This is a genomic window from Epilithonimonas xixisoli (genome assembly GCF_004365655.1).
GTDB classification, from domain to species: Bacteria; Bacteroidota; Bacteroidia; order Flavobacteriales; family Weeksellaceae; genus Epilithonimonas; species Epilithonimonas xixisoli.
Genome location: NZ_SOEO01000003.1, coordinates 814,783 through 835,504, shown reverse-complemented (window position 1 = coordinate 835,504; position 20,722 = coordinate 814,783). Strand labels below are relative to the sequence as shown.

Sequence of the window (20,722 nt, the reverse complement as noted above, 5' to 3'; positions counted from 1 at the left end):
TACATCAATTTCCAGTGTATTTTGTTTCTATAATTTTGAAAAATAAATAATGACTAACTTTAATAAACAAAATATATGGTTATGAAAACTGAATTCGAATCTATCCCACTAGTAAAAAATGAATCAAAAAAACGTTTCGAAATAGAAATCGACGGTCATTTTGCTTTCATCAATTATGGTGAAACAGAAAATCAAATCGCATTGGTGCACACGGAAGCTGAGCCAGAATTGGCAGGAACAGGCGCCGCGGGTGCAGTTGTAGAAAAAACATTACAATACATTAAAGAAAGTGGAAAAAAGTTGTTGCCATTTTGCCCTTATGTTTTCGCCTTCATCAAGAAACATCCGGAATGGAAAGCGATTGTTGATGAGAAATTTGGTGGTTACGATAAACTTTAATTAAAAATAAAAAACTATGAAAATATTTGCCTTTGCCGGAAGCAACTCTTCCACTTCCATCAACAAACAACTTGTAAAATTTGTTATGAAAAGTTTTCCAGATGATGAAGTAAATTTGATTGATCTTAATGATTATCTAATGCCGGTTTTCTCCGTAGATCTGGAGAAAAATGGATTTCCTGATGAAGCTTATCAATTCTTGAAAAACATAGAAGAATCTGATATCATCATCTGCTCTTTGGCCGAAAACAACCGTTCTTACAGCGCCGCTTTCAAGAATATATTTGATTGGTGTTCCAGAATCAATGTGAAGGTTTTTCAAAACAAACCGATGTTCTTGATGACGACTTCACCTGGCGGATATGGTGGTGGTAATGTAATGGCAGAAGCATCAAAATTTTTCCCTCAGTTTGGAGCTGATATCAAAGAAACTTTTTCTCTTCCAAAGTTTTATGAGAATTTTGATTCGGAAAACGGAATCATCAATCCGGAATTACTGAGCGACATTAATCTTAAAATAGAAAACTTCAAAAATCAAATATAATGGAAACCCACGAATATAAAGCTGGAGAAATCACCGTCATCTGGAAACCAAAAGTCTGCATACACGCAGGTGTTTGCGTAAAAATGCTTCCAAAAGTTTACAATCCGAAAGAAAGACCTTGGATCAAAACAGAAAATGCAACTTCTGAAGCACTGAAAGAGCAAATTGAAAAATGTCCGTCGGGCGCATTAAGCTATCAATTAAATTCATAAAAAATGGGCGTAAAAGTAAAAGCAACATTAGGCACAGAAAAATATTACACAGAAGTCATTGCAGGCGAAAACAAAATCATTACAGACGAACCTTTGGCGCAAGGTGGCGGAAACAAAGGTTTCAATCCTTATGAGATTCTTGCGACATCGCTTGCCAGTTGTACAGCCGCAACGCTGCGAATGTACATCGACAGAAAAGCTTGGGACATTCCAAACATCAATGTGGAAGTGGATTTGGAAAATTATCCTCAAACCAAAACCGCTCAGTTTTCCAGAGTCATCGATTTTGGAACTGCAGAAATAAGCGAAGACATCAAAGACCGACTTTTCAAAATCGCAGATGCTTGTCCGATTCATAAAATATTGACCAACAACATCGAAATCTTAACCAAAATATCATAAATATGTTAGAAGTAAAACAAATCAATAGAGAAACAAAAGGTGAATTCATAGCCACTTTTGAAGGAAATAAAGCTGGAGTAATGACCTATTCTTGGGCTGGAGCAGACAAAATCATCATCGATCATACAGAAGTGGAACCAGCCTACAACGGAAAAGGCGTTGGGAAAGAAATGGTTTACAAAGCTGTAGAATTTGCGAGAGAAAACAATCTGAAAATCATTCCGCTTTGTCCTTTTGCAACAGCAACCTTCAAAAAAAATGAAGAAATCAGAGATGTTCTTTAATTATAAATGTTGATTGATAAATAATGATCGATCGAGAAGCGTTTCAAAATTTGAAACGCTTTTTTGTTTTGAATCAAATAAATGACGCTAATTCAGTTCCATTGTGATTTTTCTGCTATTTTTGCATAGCTCAAAATTATGCTGAACAAAATTCTCACTTTTCCGATCGTGGTTTTGATAAAGTTTTATCAACTCGCTATTTCGCCATTTTTGGGGAAGAATTGCCGGTACGACCCGACTTGTTCGCATTACACTTTGGAAGCTTTGAAAGTTCACGGACTTATCAAAGGAAGCTGGCTGGCGATGAAACGGATTGCGAGCTGTCATCCTTGGGGAGGCGAAGGTTATGATCCAGTGCCACCAAAACAACATTAAAATTACCTATCAATGAATCATATTTTTCTAAGATTTTATCTCATCATTTTTGTTGGATTTTTCCAATTGGTATCTTCGCAAAGTTCTTCATCGGGACTTTCTGACGGCGTTTTGAAAATAAACAACTCGGAGAACGTTAATGTAAAAATATTTGCATCGCAACGAGGAGATTCTTTATCCAATGCGGCTTCGCGAAATGTCCAAAACCTATTGGTGATTCTTAATGAAGACAATGTAACAGCTGAATCCACTGATCAACTTGGAAGCATCCAAAATCTATTAATAAAATACAAAGCTTTCAATTTTCAGTTTTTGGACAAGGATTTCAAACCTGTAGATTCAAACCTTGATCAGAAAAATATTGAAAACTTCAAGTATCTTTTAAAGTCTAAGCGTTTTCTAAAACCAACAGACAATGTTGAATTGGAAACAAGTTTCAAAATTTGGGATCCGATAAAAGGAATCAAGCTTGGACCTTTTATGTTGCATTTTTACAGTTTGATGTTCATTTTTGCTTTTGGATTAGGTTATTTCATAATGGCAAAAATCTTTAAAATTGACGGTGTAGATGAGAAATACCTAGAACCATTTTTCACTTGGACATTGGTAGGAACCATTTTGGGCGCGAGATTAGGACACGTTATCTTTTATCAGCCAGAACTTTTCAAGGAAGATTTCCTAAGTGTGTTTTTGCCCATTAGCACACGAGGCGGTTTGCATTTCACTGGATTTTCCGGATTGGCAAGTCACGGCGCGGCGATTATGGTAATTGCTACAACTCTGTATTACAGTTTGAAAATTATCAAGAAAAATCCGCTATGGGTTTATGACAGAATCGGGATTGTTGTCGCTTCCGGCGGTGCTTTTGTGAGAATGGGAAATTTTTTCAACTCCGAAATTTTAGGAAAACCAATTGATCCTTCTTCCCCATTTGCTCTGCTTTTTCCACAACAAAGTTCAGAATATGGCGTAACGATTCCAAGATATCCAACGCAATTGTTCGAGGCATTTGGTTACGTTTGTCTTTTCTTTTTGCTTTGGTTTTTGTACAAAAAGACCAACAAAAAATATCAGCAAGGTTGGTTGTTCGGCTTATTTTTCATTATTCTTTGGGCCATCAGATTCTTTGTGGAATTTTTGAAAGAGCCTCAAGGAGACGAGATTATTCAATTTGCGGGACTTAATACAGGTCAGATTTTGAGTATTCCATTTATGATTGCCGGAGCAGTAATTATGATTATCTCCAAGAAATACAAACTTCCGAAAGAGGAAACGATATAAAATGTAAACTCCCAATATTTTTGGGAGTTTTTTAATTTTGTAAGATTATGAAATTTTATAGGACAGCTACAACGATTATAATTTACTTGCTAATTGCAGTTTTAAACATTTTAATATTCGGTGAGTATTTAAAAACAACAAAATTGTCCGGAGGCGAAGTTGGAATGATGCCAATTGCAATAATGATTACTTCTGGAATTGCTTTTCTGCTTTCTACGATTACATTTTTAATCATTAATACAAAAAAGAAAATATCTTTTACCAGCTCCTTGTTTATTTACCACATCATTTATTTAGGTGTTTTAATTTCTTCCGGATTTGATTTCAAAAATTTGGTTAATTTAAAATACACAAACTTTGATTTATTCATTATTCTAATACCATTATCAATTTGGGCAATTGTATCATTAGTTTGCGCACTTTGGGTTTCGAAATGGTTAGAAAATAACTAATCAATTCTAAATTTACAAAGCTTTAATTTCATTAATAAAACCTTCTACAACCTCATCAGAAGTCGCCCAAGAAGTGATGATTCTAATTGCAGAATTATCTTCATCCATCTTTTTCCAAACATAGAAATCAAAATTTTCTGATAACTTTTCGATTTGAGAATTGTTTAGAATTGGGAATATTTGATTGGTAAAAGTCTCTGATAAAAACTGAAATCCTTTATCCTGAAAAGCTGATTTAATCTTCATTGCCTGAACATTAGAAATCTTGGCCAAATCAAAATACAAATCATTTTTCATCAATTCCAAAAACTGAATTCCGAGCAGTCTTCCTTTTGCCAACAAAGCGCCTTTTTGCTTGATGTGAAAACCGAATTCTTCTTTCAAATTATCATTGGTAATCACAATTGCTTCGCCGAGAAGTGCGCCGTTCTTTGTTCCGCCGAGATAGAAAACATCGGTAAAATTGGCAATAGCTTCCAAAGTCAAATCATTGATTTCCGAAGTCAAAGCTTGTCCCAATCTCGCGCCATCCAGAAAAAGATAGAGATTATTTGCTTGGCAAAATTCGTATAATTGTTTCAGCTCTTGTTTCTGATAAATCGTCCCTATTTCCGTAGAATTTGAAATATAGACCAACTTCTGTTTCAGCTGATGCGGTTTGTTGGTATGAGAATCCAAAACCGATTGAATGTGTTCTGGTTTAAGTTTTCCATCTTCGGTTACAATCCCGTGGATTTTGTGTCCTGTCGCTTCTATTGCGCCAGTTTCGTTGGTAAAGATATGTCCGGTTTCAGCAGAAACTACACTTTCGTGAGGCCGAAGAATCGAGGAAATCACCAGAAGATTAGCTTGCGTTCCCCCACTCACAAAGTAAATTTCTGCGGTTTGATCATTGATCTTATTCTTAATTAATTCTTTCGCTTCATCAGAATATTCATCATATGCGTAACCATTTTGCTGGTCGAGATTTGTTTTGATTAATGCTTCTAAAATATAGGGATGACAACCTTCGGAGTAATCATTTTTAAAGGAGTATGTCTTCATTTTTTCTTTCTGCTATTTTATTTAATCATAATGAAATCTGCACTTGGCAATCTGGATTTCATCGTCTTCATATTTATAAATTAATCGATGTTCATCATCAATTCTTCTTGACCAAAAACCAGAATATTTATGCTTCAACGGTTCAAGTTTTCCGATGCCGTCGAAAGGATTTCTTGCAATATCTTTTAACAGTTCATTGATTTTCTTGAGCTTTTTCTTGTCCGTACTTTGCCAGTAAAGATAATCTTCCCAAGATTCATCCACAAAAACATATCTCATTATTCTTCAATTAAATCTTTTGAAAATGAGTTTTTGCCTTTCAATTTCTCAATGGCTGAATCTAATCTTGATTCATTTTTTCTGGAAGATAATTCGTGGTTTGTTGCCATTAATGAATTGTATTCATCCAGAGACATCACGACAATTCCTTTGTCTTTTCCACGGTTGATGATCAAGGTTTCAAAATTCTTTGAGACTTTGTCGAGATAAGATTTGATGTCTTTTCTAAAATCAGAAATATTGGCAATCAACATATTTTGTATTTTATTTTGTACAAATATACGTACAATTCTACAAAATTTGATGATACTATTGTTAGTCAAAATTTGATTTACTTCTAACTTTTATTTAATTTTGAAATATGAATTCCTTGACCGAAGAAAATTACCTGAAAGCACTTTATCATCTTGTGAATGAGAATGATGAAGTTTCTGTGAACGACCTCAGCCGACAACTCAATATCAAAATGCCATCCGTTAACAGTATGGTAAAGAAATTTGCGGAGAAAAATTGGGTAAAATATGAATCGTACAAACCAATCAAACTCACAGAATCCGGAAAAAAAGAAGCTTCATTGATTGTAAGAAAACACAGATTAACAGAAATGTTTTTGGTGGAGAAAATGGGTTTCGGATGGGAAAATGTCCACGAAATTGCGGAACAATTGGAACACATTCATTCCGATGAGTTTTTTGATAAAATGGATGAGATTTTGAACTATCCGAAAATGGATCCTCACGGCGAACCTATTCCGGACAAAGATGGAAATGTCATTCAACCCGATCACAAAAAACTGAGCAAATGCAAGGAAAACCAAACCGTAGAATTAGCTTCAGTCACAACGTCCTCCGAAGAATTTCTGAATTTTTTGAATAAGAGAGACTTGAGCTTAGGAACAAAATTGAAAATTTTACAAATCGAAGGATTTGACCAATCGATGTTGATCGCTTATAACGGGCGTGAAGAGAATTTTAGCAAGACGGTTTGTGAGAGATTGTTGGTGAAATAATTGACTGATTAAAAGAACATTTTTATGACAATTAAACTGTTTTTCGCAATTCTTCTTTTCTTTTCGATTAACTTTAGTTTCGCGCAATCCAAATATCAGAAAGACTTTTCAGAATTTTGGACAGACATCAACAATCATTACGCTTATCTTGACCAACAAAATATTGAATGGAGAAAAGTCAGGGAAATCTACGAGCCGAAAGCTGAAAAAATATCGAATGATCAAGAATTTATCCAACTTTTTGAAAGTGTTTTGAATGAGCTTCACAACGGTCATTCTTCATTAAGCACCAATCTACATACATCAAACAGACTCATTCCATCGGGCTCTGATTTTTATGTTGAAAAGGTTGGAAACAAATTCTTCGTTACAGATTTAAGGAAAGGTTTTGGCGCAGATTTATCGGGAATGAAAATAGGAATGGAAGTCACCACATTCAATGGAAAACCAATTGATGAACAACTGAGAAAATTCTTACCAAAGTTCACGAATCAGCACAATCCAAAAATGCATCAATACGCCATTGATATGCTTTTTGCAGGAACTTACGATGCGGAAAGAGAAATCACAGTTATTGAAAATGGAAAGTCAAAAATCTACAAACCTGTAAGTTATCGAAATAGAGATGAGCTTCTTTACAGCAAAATAATCGATGATCAAACCGCTTATATCAAAATCAATAATTCGCTGGGAAACAATGCACTCATTTCAGAATTTGACAAAACACTCGACAGTTTGTTTCAATACAAAAATCTGATTATTGACCTGACGGAAACGCCTGGTGGCGGAAACTCGACAGTTGCAAGAGCAATAATGGGAAGATTCACAAGCAAACTTCTACCCTATCAAATCCACGAATTCGACGAAAAAGAATATGAAACCAAAAGACATTGGACAGAGTTTGTAACGCCAAGAAAGGAAATCTACAAAGGGAATGTTTATGTTTTGGTTGGTCATTGGACGGGAAGTATGGGCGAAGGCATTGCCATTGGTTTTGACGGAATGGAAAGGGCAAAAATAATCGGGACAAAAATGGCTGGCTTGCTTGGCGCCATTTCCAATTTTCAAATGAAAGAAACGAAAATCGGTTTCCAGTTTCCGACGGAAAGGCTTTATCATATCAATGGAACGCCACGAGAAAATTATGTTCCAACAATATTAACCAAGAATATTGAAGAGACTTTGCAAAAGGTGAAGGAGTTGACTAAAAATTAATAAAACTTTTATTTGCGAAATATTAAATTCCAAACTGATAATCTTATTAATGAAACTTAATCCTAAAAACAAAAAACCATTAAAGAAAAATAAATCCAATGTTTACAAAAGGATTTTGGTTTTACTAATTATACTATTTCTATTCAAAGAAATTATTATTTATAAGCCAATTTTAAACTTCATTAGGACTGAAAAAATTGTAGGAGAAATAATAAACAACAAAAACTCTTTGAGGCGAGGTCAATTTACTGGAGCATTTGTGTACTCTTACCAATTTGTTTATAAAAATAAAATATACACGAATAAAAGTGACAACGAAAAATTTAAAGTAGGCGAAAAATTAATTGTAGAATGTAATGAGACTTTTCCATTCATCAATAGAATTTACAAATCACGCTTTACGGATTAAAAAAAAAGAGACTCAATCGAGTCTCTTTATATTTAGTTGAACATATCTTTTACTTTTTCAAAGAATGTTTTTTCTTTTCCTGTTGGTTCGGCGTTCATATCGCCGTTTTCCAATTGTTTTTGGAAGAATTCTTTTTGGTCTTTCGTCAGTTTTTGTGGCGTCCAAACATTGATATGAACAAACATATCGCCTTTTCCACCATAACCTTCGATGTTTGGAAGACCTTTTCCGGCTAATCTTAGAATTTTGCCAGATTGTGTTCCTTCATCCACTTTGATCTTCACTTTTCCACCAACCACGTTGATTTCTTTAGTCGTTCCCAAAGCTGCTTCTGCGAAAGAAACATACAATTCCTGATGAAGATTGTCGCCTTCGCGTTTGATGGTTTTATCCACTTCCTCTTCTACCACAACCAAAAGATCGCCCGGCGTTCCACCAAGTGGCGCGTCGTTTCCTTTTCCTCTTACATTCAGTTGGATGCCGTCTCTTGCACCAGCCGGAATGTTGATTGTGATCTCCTCGTCTTCTTTCACAAGTCCCTGTGCATTAGCTCCAGCAGGAATTTTGTCCGCTACTTTCCCAACACCTTGGCAAGTACCACAAGTCGTTTGCGTTTGCATCTGACCGAACATTGTGTTCATCATTCTTACCTGCACACCACTTCCGCCACAAGTAGGACAAGTCTTGGAAGTCACACCTATTGCCAACTTCATTTTTTTGACCTTGATGGTTTTCTGCGTACCAGCAATCATTTCTTCAAGGTTCAGTTTGATGCGAACACGAAGGTTGGAACCACGCGCTTGCTGTTGTCTTTGCTGACCACCGCCACCAAATCCACCGCCGAAAATATCACCGAACTGACTGAAGATGTCTTCCATATTCATTCCACCACCGAATCCGCCGCCGCCAAATCCGCCACCAGCCGCACCGCCAACGCCTGCGTGACCATATTGGTCATATCTCGCTTTCTTGTTGTCGTCACTCAAAACTTCATAAGCTTCTGCTGCTTCTTTGAATTTTTCCTCAGCTTCTTTATCACCCGGATTTTTGTCTGGGTGAAATTTGATCGCCATTTTTCGGTAGGCTTTCTTTATCTCGTCAGCACTAGCTGATTTGCTAACTTCTAATATATCGTAATAATCTCGCTTCGCCATAATAATTATTGATAAGTGATAAATGATAATTGACCTTTTGATCAGTAAACTTTATCATTAATAAATTTTAGTTTCCTGTTACTACTTTTGCGAAACGGATCACTTTCTCGTGAAGCTGATATCCTGTTTCCACTACATCGATAATCTTTCCCTTCAAATCTTCTGATGGCGAAGGAATCGATGTGATAGCTTCGTGCAGATCTACGTTGAAAGCATCTCCTTGTTCTACGTGGATGGCTTTCAGACCTTTGTCTATCAATTTACTTTTTAGCTTTTGATAAATCAATTCGATGCCTTTAAGTTCGGATTCATTACCACTTTTTGAGATTTCTTTGATGGCTCTTTCGAAGTCATCTACAACGCCAAGCATTGAGGTCATCAGATCTTGAGAAGCGTACAGATAGAAATCGTTTTTCTCTTTTAGAGTTCTCTTTTTATAGTTTTCGAATTCTGCATAAAGACGGATGTATCTGTCTTTTTCTTCTGCCAAAAGTTCTTCTGGCGTCGGTTTTTGTGACACATTTTCCTGGTTTTCCGTTTCTGGATTCTCTGCTGTATTCGTTTCTTGATTAAGGTTTTCCTCGTGTATATCTTTGTTTTCTTCCATAATGGTAATTTTACAAAGTACATTTCTCAATTCTTTTGCCAATCGTGGTTTTTTGACAATTAGGCAGAGATTGGATTAATGAATTTTACAAATTTGAAGTCAAGGTTTCCAAAAAGACCACACTTCTCCATTGAAAACTGCCAACATTTTTGTTCCCTTCACAAAAACCATCATTCCGGGAGATGGATCTACAATATCAAGATAATTATCAACTGTCGGCAAAACCATTGCCTGATTGGTTGATTCTATAATCAAAATCCCTCTGGCTGACGTAGATGAAGATCCGATGATGACTCCATTTTCCAAGCTTTCTGGTCTGTTTATTATATTAGATTGATTCGAGGTTCCATCTGTTCCGCTCAAATCTATCCAAGTGTTGTTCTTTTTTAATTTTATTCTATTATCAGAACTGTCAAAAACGAATGTTCCGGGCTTTGAACCATTGGTATTAGAATTTACGGCGTTCGAATCTGCATCAACATCATTGATACTATTAACCCAAGGTAAAATCAAACCTTTGTTTTCGTTGCCGAATTCTAAAAGCACGGCCTCAGAAGAAAGAGAATCTCTGCCAATCGTAATCTGAGCCATCAAAACGAGATTTGAAATTAGACCAATTAAGAAATATATTTTTTTCATTTCGTTCAGATTTTAAGGGCAAGCCGGTGTGTTGTAGCATTTCCAAGATGTGCCGTCATAGATTTTTAGACAATCTATATCTGTATCAAAAACAGCCATTCCCAAAACCAATTGATTGGCTGGAATATTTTGTATTTGCAAAGTCGTCATTCGACTGATGACCAATCCTTTTGTTTTAGATTCTAAAACCAGATGCGCCCCTTTTTTTTCCTTAACCCAATCATCATTATCCACATTTCTATTCAGCGAACTGATTCCGACGGACGATGACAATGCTGGATTTCCAATCATAGAAGGAGTCCCAGGGAGATAACATTTATCTAAAACTTCGATAATTTTTGAAGCCAGACAACCGTTCGCAGATTGATACATTAATGTGAAAACGCCTGATGACAATGTAGAAACATTCCCAGCGTTATCGACTGTTGCGATGTTTGTATTGCTAGATGACCAAGTTCCTCCGCTTAATGGAACGGAATAACTGGAATTTGATAATTTGTTAAGTGTCTCAGCTCCGGTAATGACAGGATTTTCTGATAAGCAAGTAGCATTCAGCAATCGAATATAATCTATCTCTACCGACTGTGGCACTACTCCATATCCGGGCGGATCTATTCTCAGTCCGGAAATCAAACCGCCGTTGGTCCAATTGACATTGTTGGAAAGATCAAAAATATATTCTTCAAAATTCCCGTTGTTGCCACTTGTCGTGAGAGAAGCACTTCGAAGAGGCGAAAGACTTCCGTTGTCATTTTGCCAAAACAATTCGAGATGATTGTGATTGGTATTATTTTTAAGCCTTACCGCAACTCGGGTGTATTCTAATGGATCGATTAATGTATTAAGATTATAAATAAAAGGATCTTCACCCGTGATTTCGGTTTCCAAAGTTGTTCCATTGGCAATCAATTGTGAAACGCCGGAAGCCATTTCCCAACCTTCAAAATTATCAACTCTGTTGAATTCCCAATTGGTGGTTTGGTCTAATTTATTATTGGCATAAACGTAATCTCGGATTTGAGTCAATGTTCCTAAAATCAAATCATACTCATACTCAAAAACATCATTTTTTTTCAGAGCCAAGGTTATCAATGGTGACATATAGCTTGTGGAAACGCTGGTTGCACCTCCGCCAAAACTTCCGCTAAAACCGCCTACAAAAAGATTGCAAGTTTTACTCAATACACCCACGCCCCAATTGCTATCATTAACGTGGGCGGACCAATTTTCATAGGTATTCCAATAAGTCCAAGGCGGACCGCTATTGGTAATTTTTGTTAAAGGTTGATTGTGGAAAGGCTTAGAACCAATATACGTGTAAAGGTTTTTCAAATCTCCAATGGTATAAACCGCGGGCAACTCTTGATGTTTAGGAATAATTTGAGTCCAGATATTATCGGTTCTGTTAATCGTCACTCGGTTTTTGACGTGCACAACATTATTTTCCACCGTTACCCAAGTTTCGAATATACTTTCGGCAGGATGATTATTCATATCCCAAAGCATCGGAATACTTTTCACATACAATTCCGTAGGCGTTTCGTAATGATCCAAAATTTGGGGCGAATGATTGTAGACATCGCCTGCCTGAATGGGATTCCAAGGCCAAGGCGACCAAGACGGATGCTGACCATTCGGAATTCTATTGAGATCTTGCCCGGAGTAATACGATTGCTGAATGTATCTTCCTTTGTCGCGGATATTAACCAAATTATAATTGGTAGAAGCCTCGGAAAGATAAGAAATCGCACCACCACTTTGGAGATCCATTTTGACTTTCACTTGACTGTTGGACAATGTAATCTCTTGCGAAGAAATCACAATAGGAAAGATTAAAAACCAACAACTTAGAAGAAAAAGCCTATTCATATAATTGTAAAAAAAATTGATAATATCCATCAAAAATTGACTGGATTAATTTCAATTGTTTATAAAAATAGTATTTATTTTCTTGATAACATTAAAAAAACGGAAACTTTCGATTCCGTTTTGTTTAATATTTTATAAAAAATCATTTCTTATTTAATTTTATTTTCTCTAAACCTTAACATTGACTTTGTGCTTTCAGATTTGACATTATAAAAACGAATTTGATGATTATTAATATTCTGTAGAACAATACTGTCATTATTAAAATTTAGTATTCTATATGAATCAGCATTTACATTGAGCATATCATTTTTAATCTCCCATTTTCCTGATCCAAAAACTTTAACAGTTAAAATATCTTTATAAGTACCATCTTCATAAAACCTATACCTTGTATTAAAATTCTGTCTTTTGTAATTCAGATATTCTCCTTCGTAGAAAATCCAGACATTATTTTCGTTAGTTAAAACTTTCTTGAAGTCATAATTTTTGTCAGTTGAACAAGAAATTATTAATAGAAAAATTAGAAAAAATATTTTTTTCACTTAATTAAAGATTTTAATCTATATCACACTCAAAAACGCCATCGTATCCACATTATCCGCATAAGTATCCAAAGAAGGATTTTGCGTTTCTCCAAAACCAATCGATTCTAATCCTAATTCCGCTTTTGCAACGATGGTTTGAATTTCGTCTTTGTTGGTTTCTATAAATTGTTTTGCTTTGTCTAAAGTTTCATAGCGTGAAAAATTAACCACAGCCAAAGGACTGAAAAGCTTTTCATCTTCTCTTAACATCACAAAATTATTATCCCAAAACAAGTCTTGATTCAAGAGATAAACTGCGCGGTTGTAGTCGTAATTATTCGCGTATTTATTATGATTGATGACATCTTGATATTTTACAAAATTCTCAAACAATCTGTCCAATTTCATATCATTTGGGATTAAAAGTTTGGTCACGTTTCTGCAACCCAATCCAAAATATCGGAAAATATCATCTGCCAAAAGCTGAAGTTCTTCATCAGTCTCATCGCCTTTCAAAACAGCAACAGACGTTCTATTTTTTCTAATGATACTTAAACTGTTTTTGAAATAATATTCCAAATATCTCGCGGTATTGTTGCTTCCAGTCGCAATCACCGCATCATAGTTTTCCAATTTTTCCACGATGTGAAATTCTATTGAATTGTCAGAAAATTCATTCCACAATTGCAAAAGATAAGGTAACATCAATCTATCTTTCGAAGATAATTTGATAACCGGAATATGATTGCTCAATACCACAGAAATCACATCGTGAAATCCTACCAAAGGAATATTTCCCGCTAATATCAGCCCTACCCTTTTCGAGGTATTTGCCAACTTATATTTTGACAGCCAATTTTCGATATTTTCCTTAGTGAAAAGACTTGCCCATTGTTGCAAATTATAACGTTGATTTTCTTTTGTAAACCAAGGATTTTCAATCTCAGAACGGGTCATCAGATAAGCCAATCGCTCTTCTTTTTCATTGTATTGATCTTCATTTTTTTGAATAAAATCATTAATGAAAATACCCAATTTTTCGAGTCCTGAAATTTTGTTTTCGTTCAGCATAGCTGGCTTTTTTTTTGTAATTTTGCACAAAATTAAAAATAAAATAGCAATGGCTATCAAGATAACTGATGAATGTATCAATTGTGGCGCGTGCGAACCGGAATGTCCGAACACCGCCATCTATGAAGGAGCAGTAGATTGGAAAGCATCCGAAGGCACAGAACTGAAAGGAATGGTGGTTTTATCTTCCGGTCTTTCTGTAAACGCAGACGCAGCGCAACAGCCTGTGGAAGACGATTATTACTTCATTGTAACAGACAAATGTACCGAGTGCAAAGGTTTCCACGAGGAGCCTCAGTGTGCCGCTGTTTGCCCTGTTGACTGTTGTGTTCCAGACGAAGACAACGTAGAAACCGAAGAACAATTGTTGGCAAAAAAAGCTTTCCTTCACAACGAGTAATGTCAGAAGTTAGAAGTTGGATGACCGAAGATTGCAATTCGAAAAATCGCTTTTGTACATTTGATTAAATTCTAATCCCTGAAAACATAATATTAAAAACTTCCGTCATCCAACATCGGACATCGGACAAAAAAATAAGAAAATGAAAAAACATAATTTCAGCGCAGGTCCAAGTATTTTACCACAGGAAGTTTTCCAGAAAGCTTCAGAAGCAATTCTTAATTTTAATGATTCGGGATTATCACTTTTGGAAATTTCGCACAGAAGCAAAGATTTTGTTGCAGTAATGGACGAGGCTCGTGCTATCGTAAAAAGATTGATGAATCTGGGCGACGATTATGAAGTTTTGTATTTGCAAGGTGGCGCAAGTTTGCAATTTTTGATGGTTCCTTACAACCTTCTTTCTGTTGACGGAAAAGCAGCTTACACCAACACCGGAACTTGGGCATCTGGCGCAATCAAGGAAGCGAAGATGATTGGAAATGTAGATGTTGTGGCAACTTCCAAAGAAGCTAATTATTCTTACATCCCGAAAGAATTTAAAGTAGGTTCAGAATACGATTATTTCCATTGCACATCCAACAATACCATTTTTGGAACGCAAATGAAAGAATTCCCTAAAGTAGATACGCTTTTGGTTTGTGATATGTCATCTGATATTTTCAGCAGAGAGTTGGATTTCTCTCAGTTTGATTTGATCTATGCAGGTGCTCAGAAAAATATGGGTCCAGCTGGCGCAACTTTGGTGGTTGTAAAAAAATCGATTCTTGGAAAAACAGGAAGACAGATTCCAACGTATTTGGATTATGCAGTTCATATCGATAAAGAATCTATGTCCAATACGCCTCCAGTTTTTGCGGTTTATGCTTCTTACTTGACTTTGAAATTTTTAGAAGAAAACGGTGGAATCGCAGCTGCTGAAGCGAGAAACAATGCAAAAGCAAAATTATTGTACGACGAGATCGACAACAATCCAAATTTCCAAGGTGTTTCTGCCATAGAAGATCGTTCTTTTATGAATGTGACTTTCACTTTGACAGATGAATCCAAACAAGAAGCGTTTGACAAAGCTTGGAAAGCAGCAGGAATCAGCGGACTGAATGGACACAGAAGTGTTGGCGGTTATAGAGCGAGCATCTACAACGCAATGCCAATCGAAAGCGTGCAAGTTTTGGTTGATGTAATGAAAAGTATTTAAAATAGATAATAGATTTTCAGACCAGAGATAATAGACTAAAATTCAAAAATTTAAAGTCAAAATATCAGATTTTATTTTCTGAATTAAAGCCTTTATTTCATTAATATAATAAGAACGTTCTCAATTATTTGAGGACGTTTTTTTGTTAATTTAATGTTAATCAATAGAAAAAGTCGTATCTTAGCACACCTTGAAATTGAACTCAAACAAATCAAAGGAACTCAACAACCAAAGCATTTTTGAATTAAACAATGATTGTATTAGCCAATGATGGAATCTCCGAAATGGGGATTCAACTTCTGAAGAAAGCAGACATTACTGTTTTAGAAGCCAGAGTTTCTCCGGAACATCTGGGCAAGTTCATCAATGATAACAAAGTTGATGTGCTCCTTGTAAGAAGTGCCACTCAAGTCAGACAAAACCTGATAGACGAATGCCCAAATCTCAAAATAATTGGACGTGGAGGCATCGGGATGGACAATATTGATGTAGAATACGCAATTGACAAAGGAATCTACATCATCAATACGCCAAAAGCTTCTTGCAAATCTGTTGCAGAATTGGTTTTTGCCCACTTTTTTTCGTTGGCAAGATTTCTTCACGAGAGCAATAGATTGATGCCTTTGGAAGGTGAAACACACTTCAATGCGCTGAAGAAATCCTTCAATAATGCTTCGGAACTTTCCGGAAAAACACTCGGCGTTGTCGGGATGGGAAACATCGGAATCGAAGTGATTAAAATCGGTATTTCTTTGGGAATGAAAATTTTAGCCTACAACAGAACGCCGAAAACTGAAAACATAGAAATCAATTTCTATGATGGGCAATCTTTGAATTTTGAAATTAAATCCGTAACTTTAAATGAAGTTTTAGAAAACTCGGATTTTATAAGCCTCAATACAGGTTTTACTGATCAATATCTGATTGACACCAATGAGTTTGCAATGATGAAGGACGGCGTGTTCATCGTCAACACTGCAAGAGGTGGCGTAATGAATGAAGTTTCTATGATAGACGCCATCGAAGACGGAAAAGTAGCCGGTGGGGCATTAGACGTTTTCGAAAAAGAGCCAGCTCCCGAAGTGGAAATCCTTATGAATCCAGCAATGTCATTGTCTCCACACGTTGGTGGAAACACGATTGACGCACAAAATAGAATTGGTGAAGAACTCGCCATTCAAATTATTAAACTGAAAGACCAAATATAAATATGCCAGTATTTAAACCCTTTAAAGGAATCAGACCTAACCACGATTTTGTTGATATTTTCCCGACTTATTCTTTGGATAACTTTACTCAGGAAGAAATCAACAAAAAATCTCAGCTAGACCATTCATATATTCAAATGATAAAGCCAGCTGTCGTGAGTAAATCTAAAGATATAGACAGAAATCTGAGAAAAATACGGTCCAATTATGAAGAGTTGTTGGAGGAGAAAAAACTGACGCAGGATGACTCTGCCTATTATCTTTACGAGCAGACATTGCCAAACAAAACAAGTTTTCGAGGTCTAATGGGACTTGTGAGCGTAGATGATTTCTGGGAAGGAAAAATCAAAAAACACGAATCCACCATCACAGAACGCCGAATGAAAATGGCGCACTATCTGGAAAAAGTCAATATCCAAGCGGAACCGGTTCTTTTGACTTATCACGCTAATTCCAAAGTAGAGTTGCTGATGAACCACGAACAAAAAAACGTTCCAATTATTAATTACACCGATGAAAAAGGTGTGAAACATAAAATCTGGAGAATCGATAACAGACTGAAACTTCAACAGTTCAAAGAGGTTTTGGATCCGATTGATTCTTTTTACATCGCAGACGGACATCATAGAATTGGATCTGTTGCAGAATATGCAAAAAAACAGAGAGATAAGTACAAAAGATCGCATGGAACAGAGCATTACAACTTTGTTTACAGCTTCATAGTCTCCAACCAGTCTATTAAAATTAATGACTACAACCGTCTTCTGAACGACTTGAATGGTCTATCTAAAGAAGAAATACTAGATAAATTACAGGAGGATTTCCAAATCCATGAAAAAGGAGAAGCACCGTATTTTCCTTCGCAAAAATTCCACATCAGTATGTATCTTGATGGGAAATTCTACAGCTTGCACGTAAAACACAACATCCGCGAAGAGTTTAAAAATGAAAATGACCTGGATCACCATTTGGTAGATAAGTATATTTTTGAAAAAATCTTTGGGATAGAAAATGCAAAACACACGGATAAAATCACATATCTAAAAGGAACATCGGACACGCAGGGAATTATCGACATCAAAGAAAAAGTGGACTCTGGAGAATATAAAGTTGGCTTCGGAATCTACCCAATCAGTTTCAACGATCTCTTGAAAATATCTGATAAAGAAATCAAAATGCCGCCAAAATGTACATTGATTGAGCCAAAACTCATCACCGCACTGATAATGTACGACATGAAATAATTATTTCCAACCAGCTTTTTTGGCTTAAATTATTTTAAATGATAGAGTTAAAGAATGTTTTTAATTTATTGTTATTTATTTAATTTGAAAATTATTATTTATATATTTACATAATTAACATAAGTATATTTTTACTTTGTTTTTGAATAAGTTATCATAAAAATACAGTAAAAAAATTATGTATCCTAAGGAGTATATAAACTGCGATCAGGAACACATCCACATCATTGGCGAAGTTCAGGAATATGGATTTTTAATTGGCACCAAAGGCTCTGAGATCGCATTTTACAGTGAGAATGTTTTAAGTTTATTCTCATTGAAGCCCAAGTCGGTATTGGGAGAAAAAATAGAAGTTCTGTTTGATCAACTAAAACTTGACATCAACTGGGAAAACTTCTCTCACAACCAAGAACTTGCAATCCAACATATCAATTTCAATGGTGAGGAATACACACTTTCTATTCACAGCAACAATGGATTTACATTGTACGAAATAGAAAAGGTTTTTCCCCATCATAAAATCAATAAAGAATATCAGGCGGTTCAAAACATTCTCAGAAAATCAAATGATGAGAATATTTGGAAAATCCTGCTCAAAGAAATACAGGAAATCATCGATTTTGATCGGGCTATGATTTACCAGTTTCTGTATGATGGCAGCGGCGAGGTGATAGAAGAATCTGTAAAACCAGGTTTGGAAAGCTACCTCCATTTGCACTATCCAGAATCTGACATTCCCGCACAGGCAAGAGCACTTTATCTGAAAAACACCGTCAGAATTACGTCTCACGTTTCTGGTAAAACCTACCCGATTGTTGGCGTAGAGAAAGACAGTATTGATCTGACTTACAGCGTCACAAGATCTTCCTCACCAGTTCACCGCCAATATCTTAAAAATGCAGGTGTAGAATCCAGTTTCAGTACTTCCATCATTGTCAATGGGCAATTGTGGGGTTTGGTGGCGTGTCAAAATGCAGCTCCGAAACATCTTGATCTGCAATCCCGACTTTTGGTTGAAACGTTGACAAGAACTTCTGCAAATACCTTCAGCTCCTACAAAGCTTTGGAAACTTTGGAAGAATATCAGCGTGTGAATCTTCATAATATTGAGCTTCGTCAAAATCTTTTGAATGAAGAAAATTTCGCGAAAGCCTTGCAAAACAACATTCAGGATGTGATGAACACTTGTAATGCGGACGGCATGATCATTAAAATTAATAATGAAATCCTAACCGCCGGAAATGTTCCCAATCATTCTGATATTGAAAATATCATCCATTGGAGCAAAGAGAACAATCAAAATTTTGAGGAGAATATTTTTATTTCTAATACCTTTTGCAAAGACATTGACAAAGAATTGGAAAATCCAGAAACTGTTTGTGGCATCATCATCAGCGTTCTGGGGAATAACTCTTCGGACATGTTGATTTGGCTCAGAAAAGAGCAAGGTCAAAAAATAAAATGGGCCGGAAAACCAGAAAAAGGAATCATTTCTGAAATTAAAAATGGTGTGGAAATCATCAAATTCTCACCCCGGAAATCCTTTGAAGTCTGGAAGGAATATGTAAAAGGAACGTCGTTGCCTTGGAAAATTAAAGAAATTGAGTCTGCAAAATGGCTGACATCCATCATTCTAAAAGCATCTCACACCAAATCCTCACAAATCATTGATCTTAATAATCAATTGAATGAGCTGAATCAGGAATTGGATTCTTTTTCCTACACGATTTCTCACGATCTCAACACGCCACTCACCGTCATCAAACTGAATGCGCAGCTGATGAAGAGAATCATAAAACCCGAAGACAACACCAACAAATATCTGGACAACATTGTAAATCAAGTTGATACAATGAGTGATATGATAAAAAATGTCTTGGAACTGAGCAAAATCAAAAAGTCTGAAATAGAGCTTAAAAAAATTGAAGTCGATCTTCTCATCAACAAATTGGCAGAAGATTCCAAAGTGAGTTTTGATGCGCCTCACACGGAAATCATTATAGAAAATACACCGGAAGTCTTGGGCGATCCTACAATGGTGTATCAGGTTTTCGGGAATGTGATTGGTAATGCTATCAAATATTCTTCAAAATCCAGCAATCCAACGGTAAAAATCATTGGTGAGGTTTTCAATAATGAAGTGACTTATAAAATTACAGACAATGGCATTGGAATCGACAAAAAAGACGCGGACAAAATGTTCAAAATATTCAGCCGAATGAGCAATGCAAAAGCTTTCAACGGTAATGGTGTAGGCCTTAACATCGTTCAACATTTGATGGAAAAAATGGGTGGCGCCATTAGTTACGAAAGCGAAAGCGGCGTGGGAACAACTTTTATACTAAAATTTCAAAAACCTGATTATGATTTCAGCATATCTTAAAGAACAAACCAAACAACAACACGACGATACAGAAGCGAAACTCCAATCGCAAAAGATTTTTGACAAATCCTACACCCTAGACGATTACAAAACGCTTTTGATCCACAACTATAAATTAATTAACCGTTACGAACCACAAATCCAGGAGCAACTGAAAAATTATCCTGAATTGAAATTGGATTTGAGAAGTAAAATTGAATCTTTAAAAACGGACTTAAACAACCTGAACATCCCAACAGAGAACGAAGCGCCCATTCAAAATCTTGAAAACGAAGCAGAAGCTTTTGGCGCATTGTACGTGATGGAAGGTTCTACACTGGGCGGAAACGTCATCGCTAAACAACTGAAAAAAAATCCAGAATTCGAAGGTGTAGAGTTCAATTATTTTGGAGTTTACGGCGAAAACACAGGGCCGTACTGGCAGGAATTCAAATCCATCATTGATGAGAAAATCTCTGAAGAAAACTATGAAAGCTGTGTAACTGGTGCTAAAAAAGCTTATCAGTTATTATCTTAA

The 20,722-nt window shown here is 35.9% G+C and carries 26 protein-coding genes; 16 read left to right on the top strand and 10 right to left on the bottom strand.

Annotated elements, in window-relative coordinates; genetic code table 11:
* Positions 1-81: 81 nt before the first annotated feature.
* From B0I22_RS15795 to lgt, 7 genes are all read left to right on the top strand, one after another.
* The gene (locus B0I22_RS15795; RefSeq protein WP_133946493.1) at positions 82-399 is read left to right on the top strand and encodes a GNAT family N-acetyltransferase; all 318 of its coding nucleotides are present in this window, start codon (positions 82-84) and stop codon (positions 397-399) included.
* 16 nt (positions 400-415) lie between these two features.
* Entirely contained in the window at positions 416-943 is a 528-nt protein-coding gene (locus B0I22_RS15790; RefSeq protein ID WP_133946492.1) for an NADPH-dependent FMN reductase, read from the top strand.
* On the top strand, positions 943-1,155 hold the full coding sequence (locus B0I22_RS15785; RefSeq protein ID WP_185145352.1) for a (4Fe-4S)-binding protein: 213 nt from the start codon (positions 943-945) through the stop codon (positions 1,153-1,155). The genes B0I22_RS15790 and B0I22_RS15785 overlap by 1 nt, the downstream gene beginning before the upstream one ends.
* Positions 1,156-1,158: 3 nt before the next feature.
* The gene (locus B0I22_RS15780) at positions 1,159-1,557 is read left to right on the top strand and encodes an OsmC family protein (protein WP_133946488.1); all 399 of its coding nucleotides are present in this window, start codon (positions 1,159-1,161) and stop codon (positions 1,555-1,557) included.
* Positions 1,558-1,559: 2 nt separating this feature from the next.
* Positions 1,560-1,841, top strand: a complete 282-nt coding sequence (locus B0I22_RS15775) for a GNAT family N-acetyltransferase (RefSeq protein ID WP_133946487.1) — start codon at positions 1,560-1,562, stop codon at positions 1,839-1,841.
* A gap of 138 nt (positions 1,842-1,979) precedes the next feature.
* Positions 1,980-2,216, top strand: a complete 237-nt coding sequence (gene yidD / locus B0I22_RS15770) for a membrane protein insertion efficiency factor YidD (protein ID WP_034965093.1) — start codon at positions 1,980-1,982, stop codon at positions 2,214-2,216.
* Positions 2,217-2,639: 423 nt separating this feature from the next.
* Entirely contained in the window at positions 2,640-3,497 is an 858-nt protein-coding gene (lgt, locus tag B0I22_RS16380; protein ID WP_425459605.1) for a prolipoprotein diacylglyceryl transferase, read from the top strand.
* Positions 3,498-3,579: 82 nt separating this feature from the next.
* On the opposite strand, the gene B0I22_RS16210 is transcribed toward lgt, so the two are convergent.
* The 4 genes from B0I22_RS16210 to B0I22_RS15750 all read right to left on the bottom strand — a co-directional run bounded on the left by B0I22_RS16210 (position 3,580) and on the right by B0I22_RS15750 (position 5,526).
* Positions 3,580-3,732 (bottom strand): hypothetical protein, encoded by a 153-nt coding sequence (locus B0I22_RS16210; RefSeq protein WP_166668256.1) that lies wholly within the window; start codon positions 3,730-3,732, stop codon positions 3,580-3,582.
* 229 nt (positions 3,733-3,961) lie between these two features.
* The gene (locus tag B0I22_RS15760; protein ID WP_133946484.1) at positions 3,962-4,993 is read right to left on the bottom strand and encodes a threonine aldolase family protein; all 1,032 of its coding nucleotides are present in this window, start codon (positions 4,991-4,993) and stop codon (positions 3,962-3,964) included.
* Positions 4,994-5,014: 21 nt separating this feature from the next.
* Positions 5,015-5,272 (bottom strand): Txe/YoeB family addiction module toxin, encoded by a 258-nt coding sequence (locus B0I22_RS15755; RefSeq protein WP_133946482.1) that lies wholly within the window; start codon positions 5,270-5,272, stop codon positions 5,015-5,017.
* Positions 5,272-5,526, bottom strand: a complete 255-nt coding sequence (locus B0I22_RS15750) for a type II toxin-antitoxin system Phd/YefM family antitoxin (RefSeq protein ID WP_133946481.1) — start codon at positions 5,524-5,526, stop codon at positions 5,272-5,274. The genes B0I22_RS15755 and B0I22_RS15750 overlap by 1 nt, the downstream gene beginning before the upstream one ends.
* Before the next feature lie 107 nt (positions 5,527-5,633).
* Here B0I22_RS15750 and B0I22_RS15745 point away from each other — a divergent pair, with 107 nt between their 5' ends.
* The 3 genes from B0I22_RS15745 to B0I22_RS16205 are packed head-to-tail and all read left to right on the top strand — an operon-like array spanning position 5,634 to position 7,905.
* Positions 5,634-6,281, top strand: a complete 648-nt coding sequence (locus B0I22_RS15745; RefSeq protein ID WP_133946479.1) for a metal-dependent transcriptional regulator — start codon at positions 5,634-5,636, stop codon at positions 6,279-6,281.
* Between the two features lie 24 nt (positions 6,282-6,305).
* Entirely contained in the window at positions 6,306-7,496 is a 1,191-nt protein-coding gene (locus tag B0I22_RS15740; RefSeq protein ID WP_133946478.1) for a S41 family peptidase, read from the top strand.
* A 49-nt stretch (positions 7,497-7,545) separates the two neighbouring features.
* Positions 7,546-7,905, top strand: a complete 360-nt coding sequence (locus B0I22_RS16205; protein ID WP_166668255.1) for a hypothetical protein — start codon at positions 7,546-7,548, stop codon at positions 7,903-7,905.
* Between the two features lie 32 nt (positions 7,906-7,937).
* On the opposite strand, the gene dnaJ is transcribed toward B0I22_RS16205, so the two are convergent.
* From dnaJ to B0I22_RS15710, 6 genes are all read right to left on the bottom strand, one after another.
* Complete coding sequence (gene dnaJ, locus B0I22_RS15735) at positions 7,938-9,059, bottom strand: molecular chaperone DnaJ (RefSeq protein ID WP_133946476.1); 1,122 nt, start codon at positions 9,057-9,059, stop codon at positions 7,938-7,940.
* A 67-nt stretch (positions 9,060-9,126) separates the two neighbouring features.
* On the bottom strand, positions 9,127-9,666 hold the full coding sequence (locus B0I22_RS15730) for a nucleotide exchange factor GrpE (RefSeq protein ID WP_133946604.1): 540 nt from the start codon (positions 9,664-9,666) through the stop codon (positions 9,127-9,129).
* A gap of 99 nt (positions 9,667-9,765) precedes the next feature.
* On the bottom strand, positions 9,766-10,305 hold the full coding sequence (locus B0I22_RS15725) for a hypothetical protein (protein WP_133946474.1): 540 nt from the start codon (positions 10,303-10,305) through the stop codon (positions 9,766-9,768).
* Positions 10,306-10,317: 12 nt separating this feature from the next.
* Complete coding sequence (locus B0I22_RS15720) at positions 10,318-12,126, bottom strand: Ig-like domain-containing protein (RefSeq protein WP_166668254.1); 1,809 nt, start codon at positions 12,124-12,126, stop codon at positions 10,318-10,320.
* 197 nt (positions 12,127-12,323) lie between these two features.
* A complete protein-coding gene (locus B0I22_RS15715; RefSeq protein ID WP_133946471.1) occupies positions 12,324-12,719 on the bottom strand; it encodes a hypothetical protein in 396 nt (131 codons plus the stop codon).
* Between the two features lie 18 nt (positions 12,720-12,737).
* Positions 12,738-13,772 (bottom strand): acyl-CoA reductase, encoded by a 1,035-nt coding sequence (locus tag B0I22_RS15710; protein WP_133946469.1) that lies wholly within the window; start codon positions 13,770-13,772, stop codon positions 12,738-12,740.
* A 49-nt stretch (positions 13,773-13,821) separates the two neighbouring features.
* On the opposite strand from B0I22_RS15710, the gene B0I22_RS15705 reads away from it, so the two are divergent.
* From B0I22_RS15705 to B0I22_RS15680, 6 genes are all read left to right on the top strand, one after another.
* Positions 13,822-14,172 (top strand): 4Fe-4S binding protein, encoded by a 351-nt coding sequence (locus B0I22_RS15705; protein WP_133946467.1) that lies wholly within the window; start codon positions 13,822-13,824, stop codon positions 14,170-14,172.
* A gap of 142 nt (positions 14,173-14,314) precedes the next feature.
* Positions 14,315-15,370, top strand: coding sequence for a 3-phosphoserine/phosphohydroxythreonine transaminase (serC, locus tag B0I22_RS15700; RefSeq protein ID WP_133946466.1), 1,056 nt, complete (start codon positions 14,315-14,317; stop codon positions 15,368-15,370).
* Positions 15,371-15,621: 251 nt separating this feature from the next.
* Entirely contained in the window at positions 15,622-16,578 is a 957-nt protein-coding gene (locus B0I22_RS15695) for a D-2-hydroxyacid dehydrogenase (protein ID WP_133946464.1), read from the top strand.
* 2 nt (positions 16,579-16,580) lie between these two features.
* A complete protein-coding gene (locus tag B0I22_RS15690; protein WP_133946463.1) occupies positions 16,581-17,822 on the top strand; it encodes a DUF1015 domain-containing protein in 1,242 nt (413 codons plus the stop codon).
* Positions 17,823-18,000: 178 nt separating this feature from the next.
* Positions 18,001-20,205 (top strand): ATP-binding protein, encoded by a 2,205-nt coding sequence (locus tag B0I22_RS15685; RefSeq protein ID WP_133946461.1) that lies wholly within the window; start codon positions 18,001-18,003, stop codon positions 20,203-20,205.
* The gene (locus tag B0I22_RS15680) at positions 20,186-20,722 is read left to right on the top strand and encodes a biliverdin-producing heme oxygenase (protein WP_133946460.1); all 537 of its coding nucleotides are present in this window, start codon (positions 20,186-20,188) and stop codon (positions 20,720-20,722) included. Before B0I22_RS15685 ends, B0I22_RS15680 begins: the two co-directional genes overlap by 20 nt.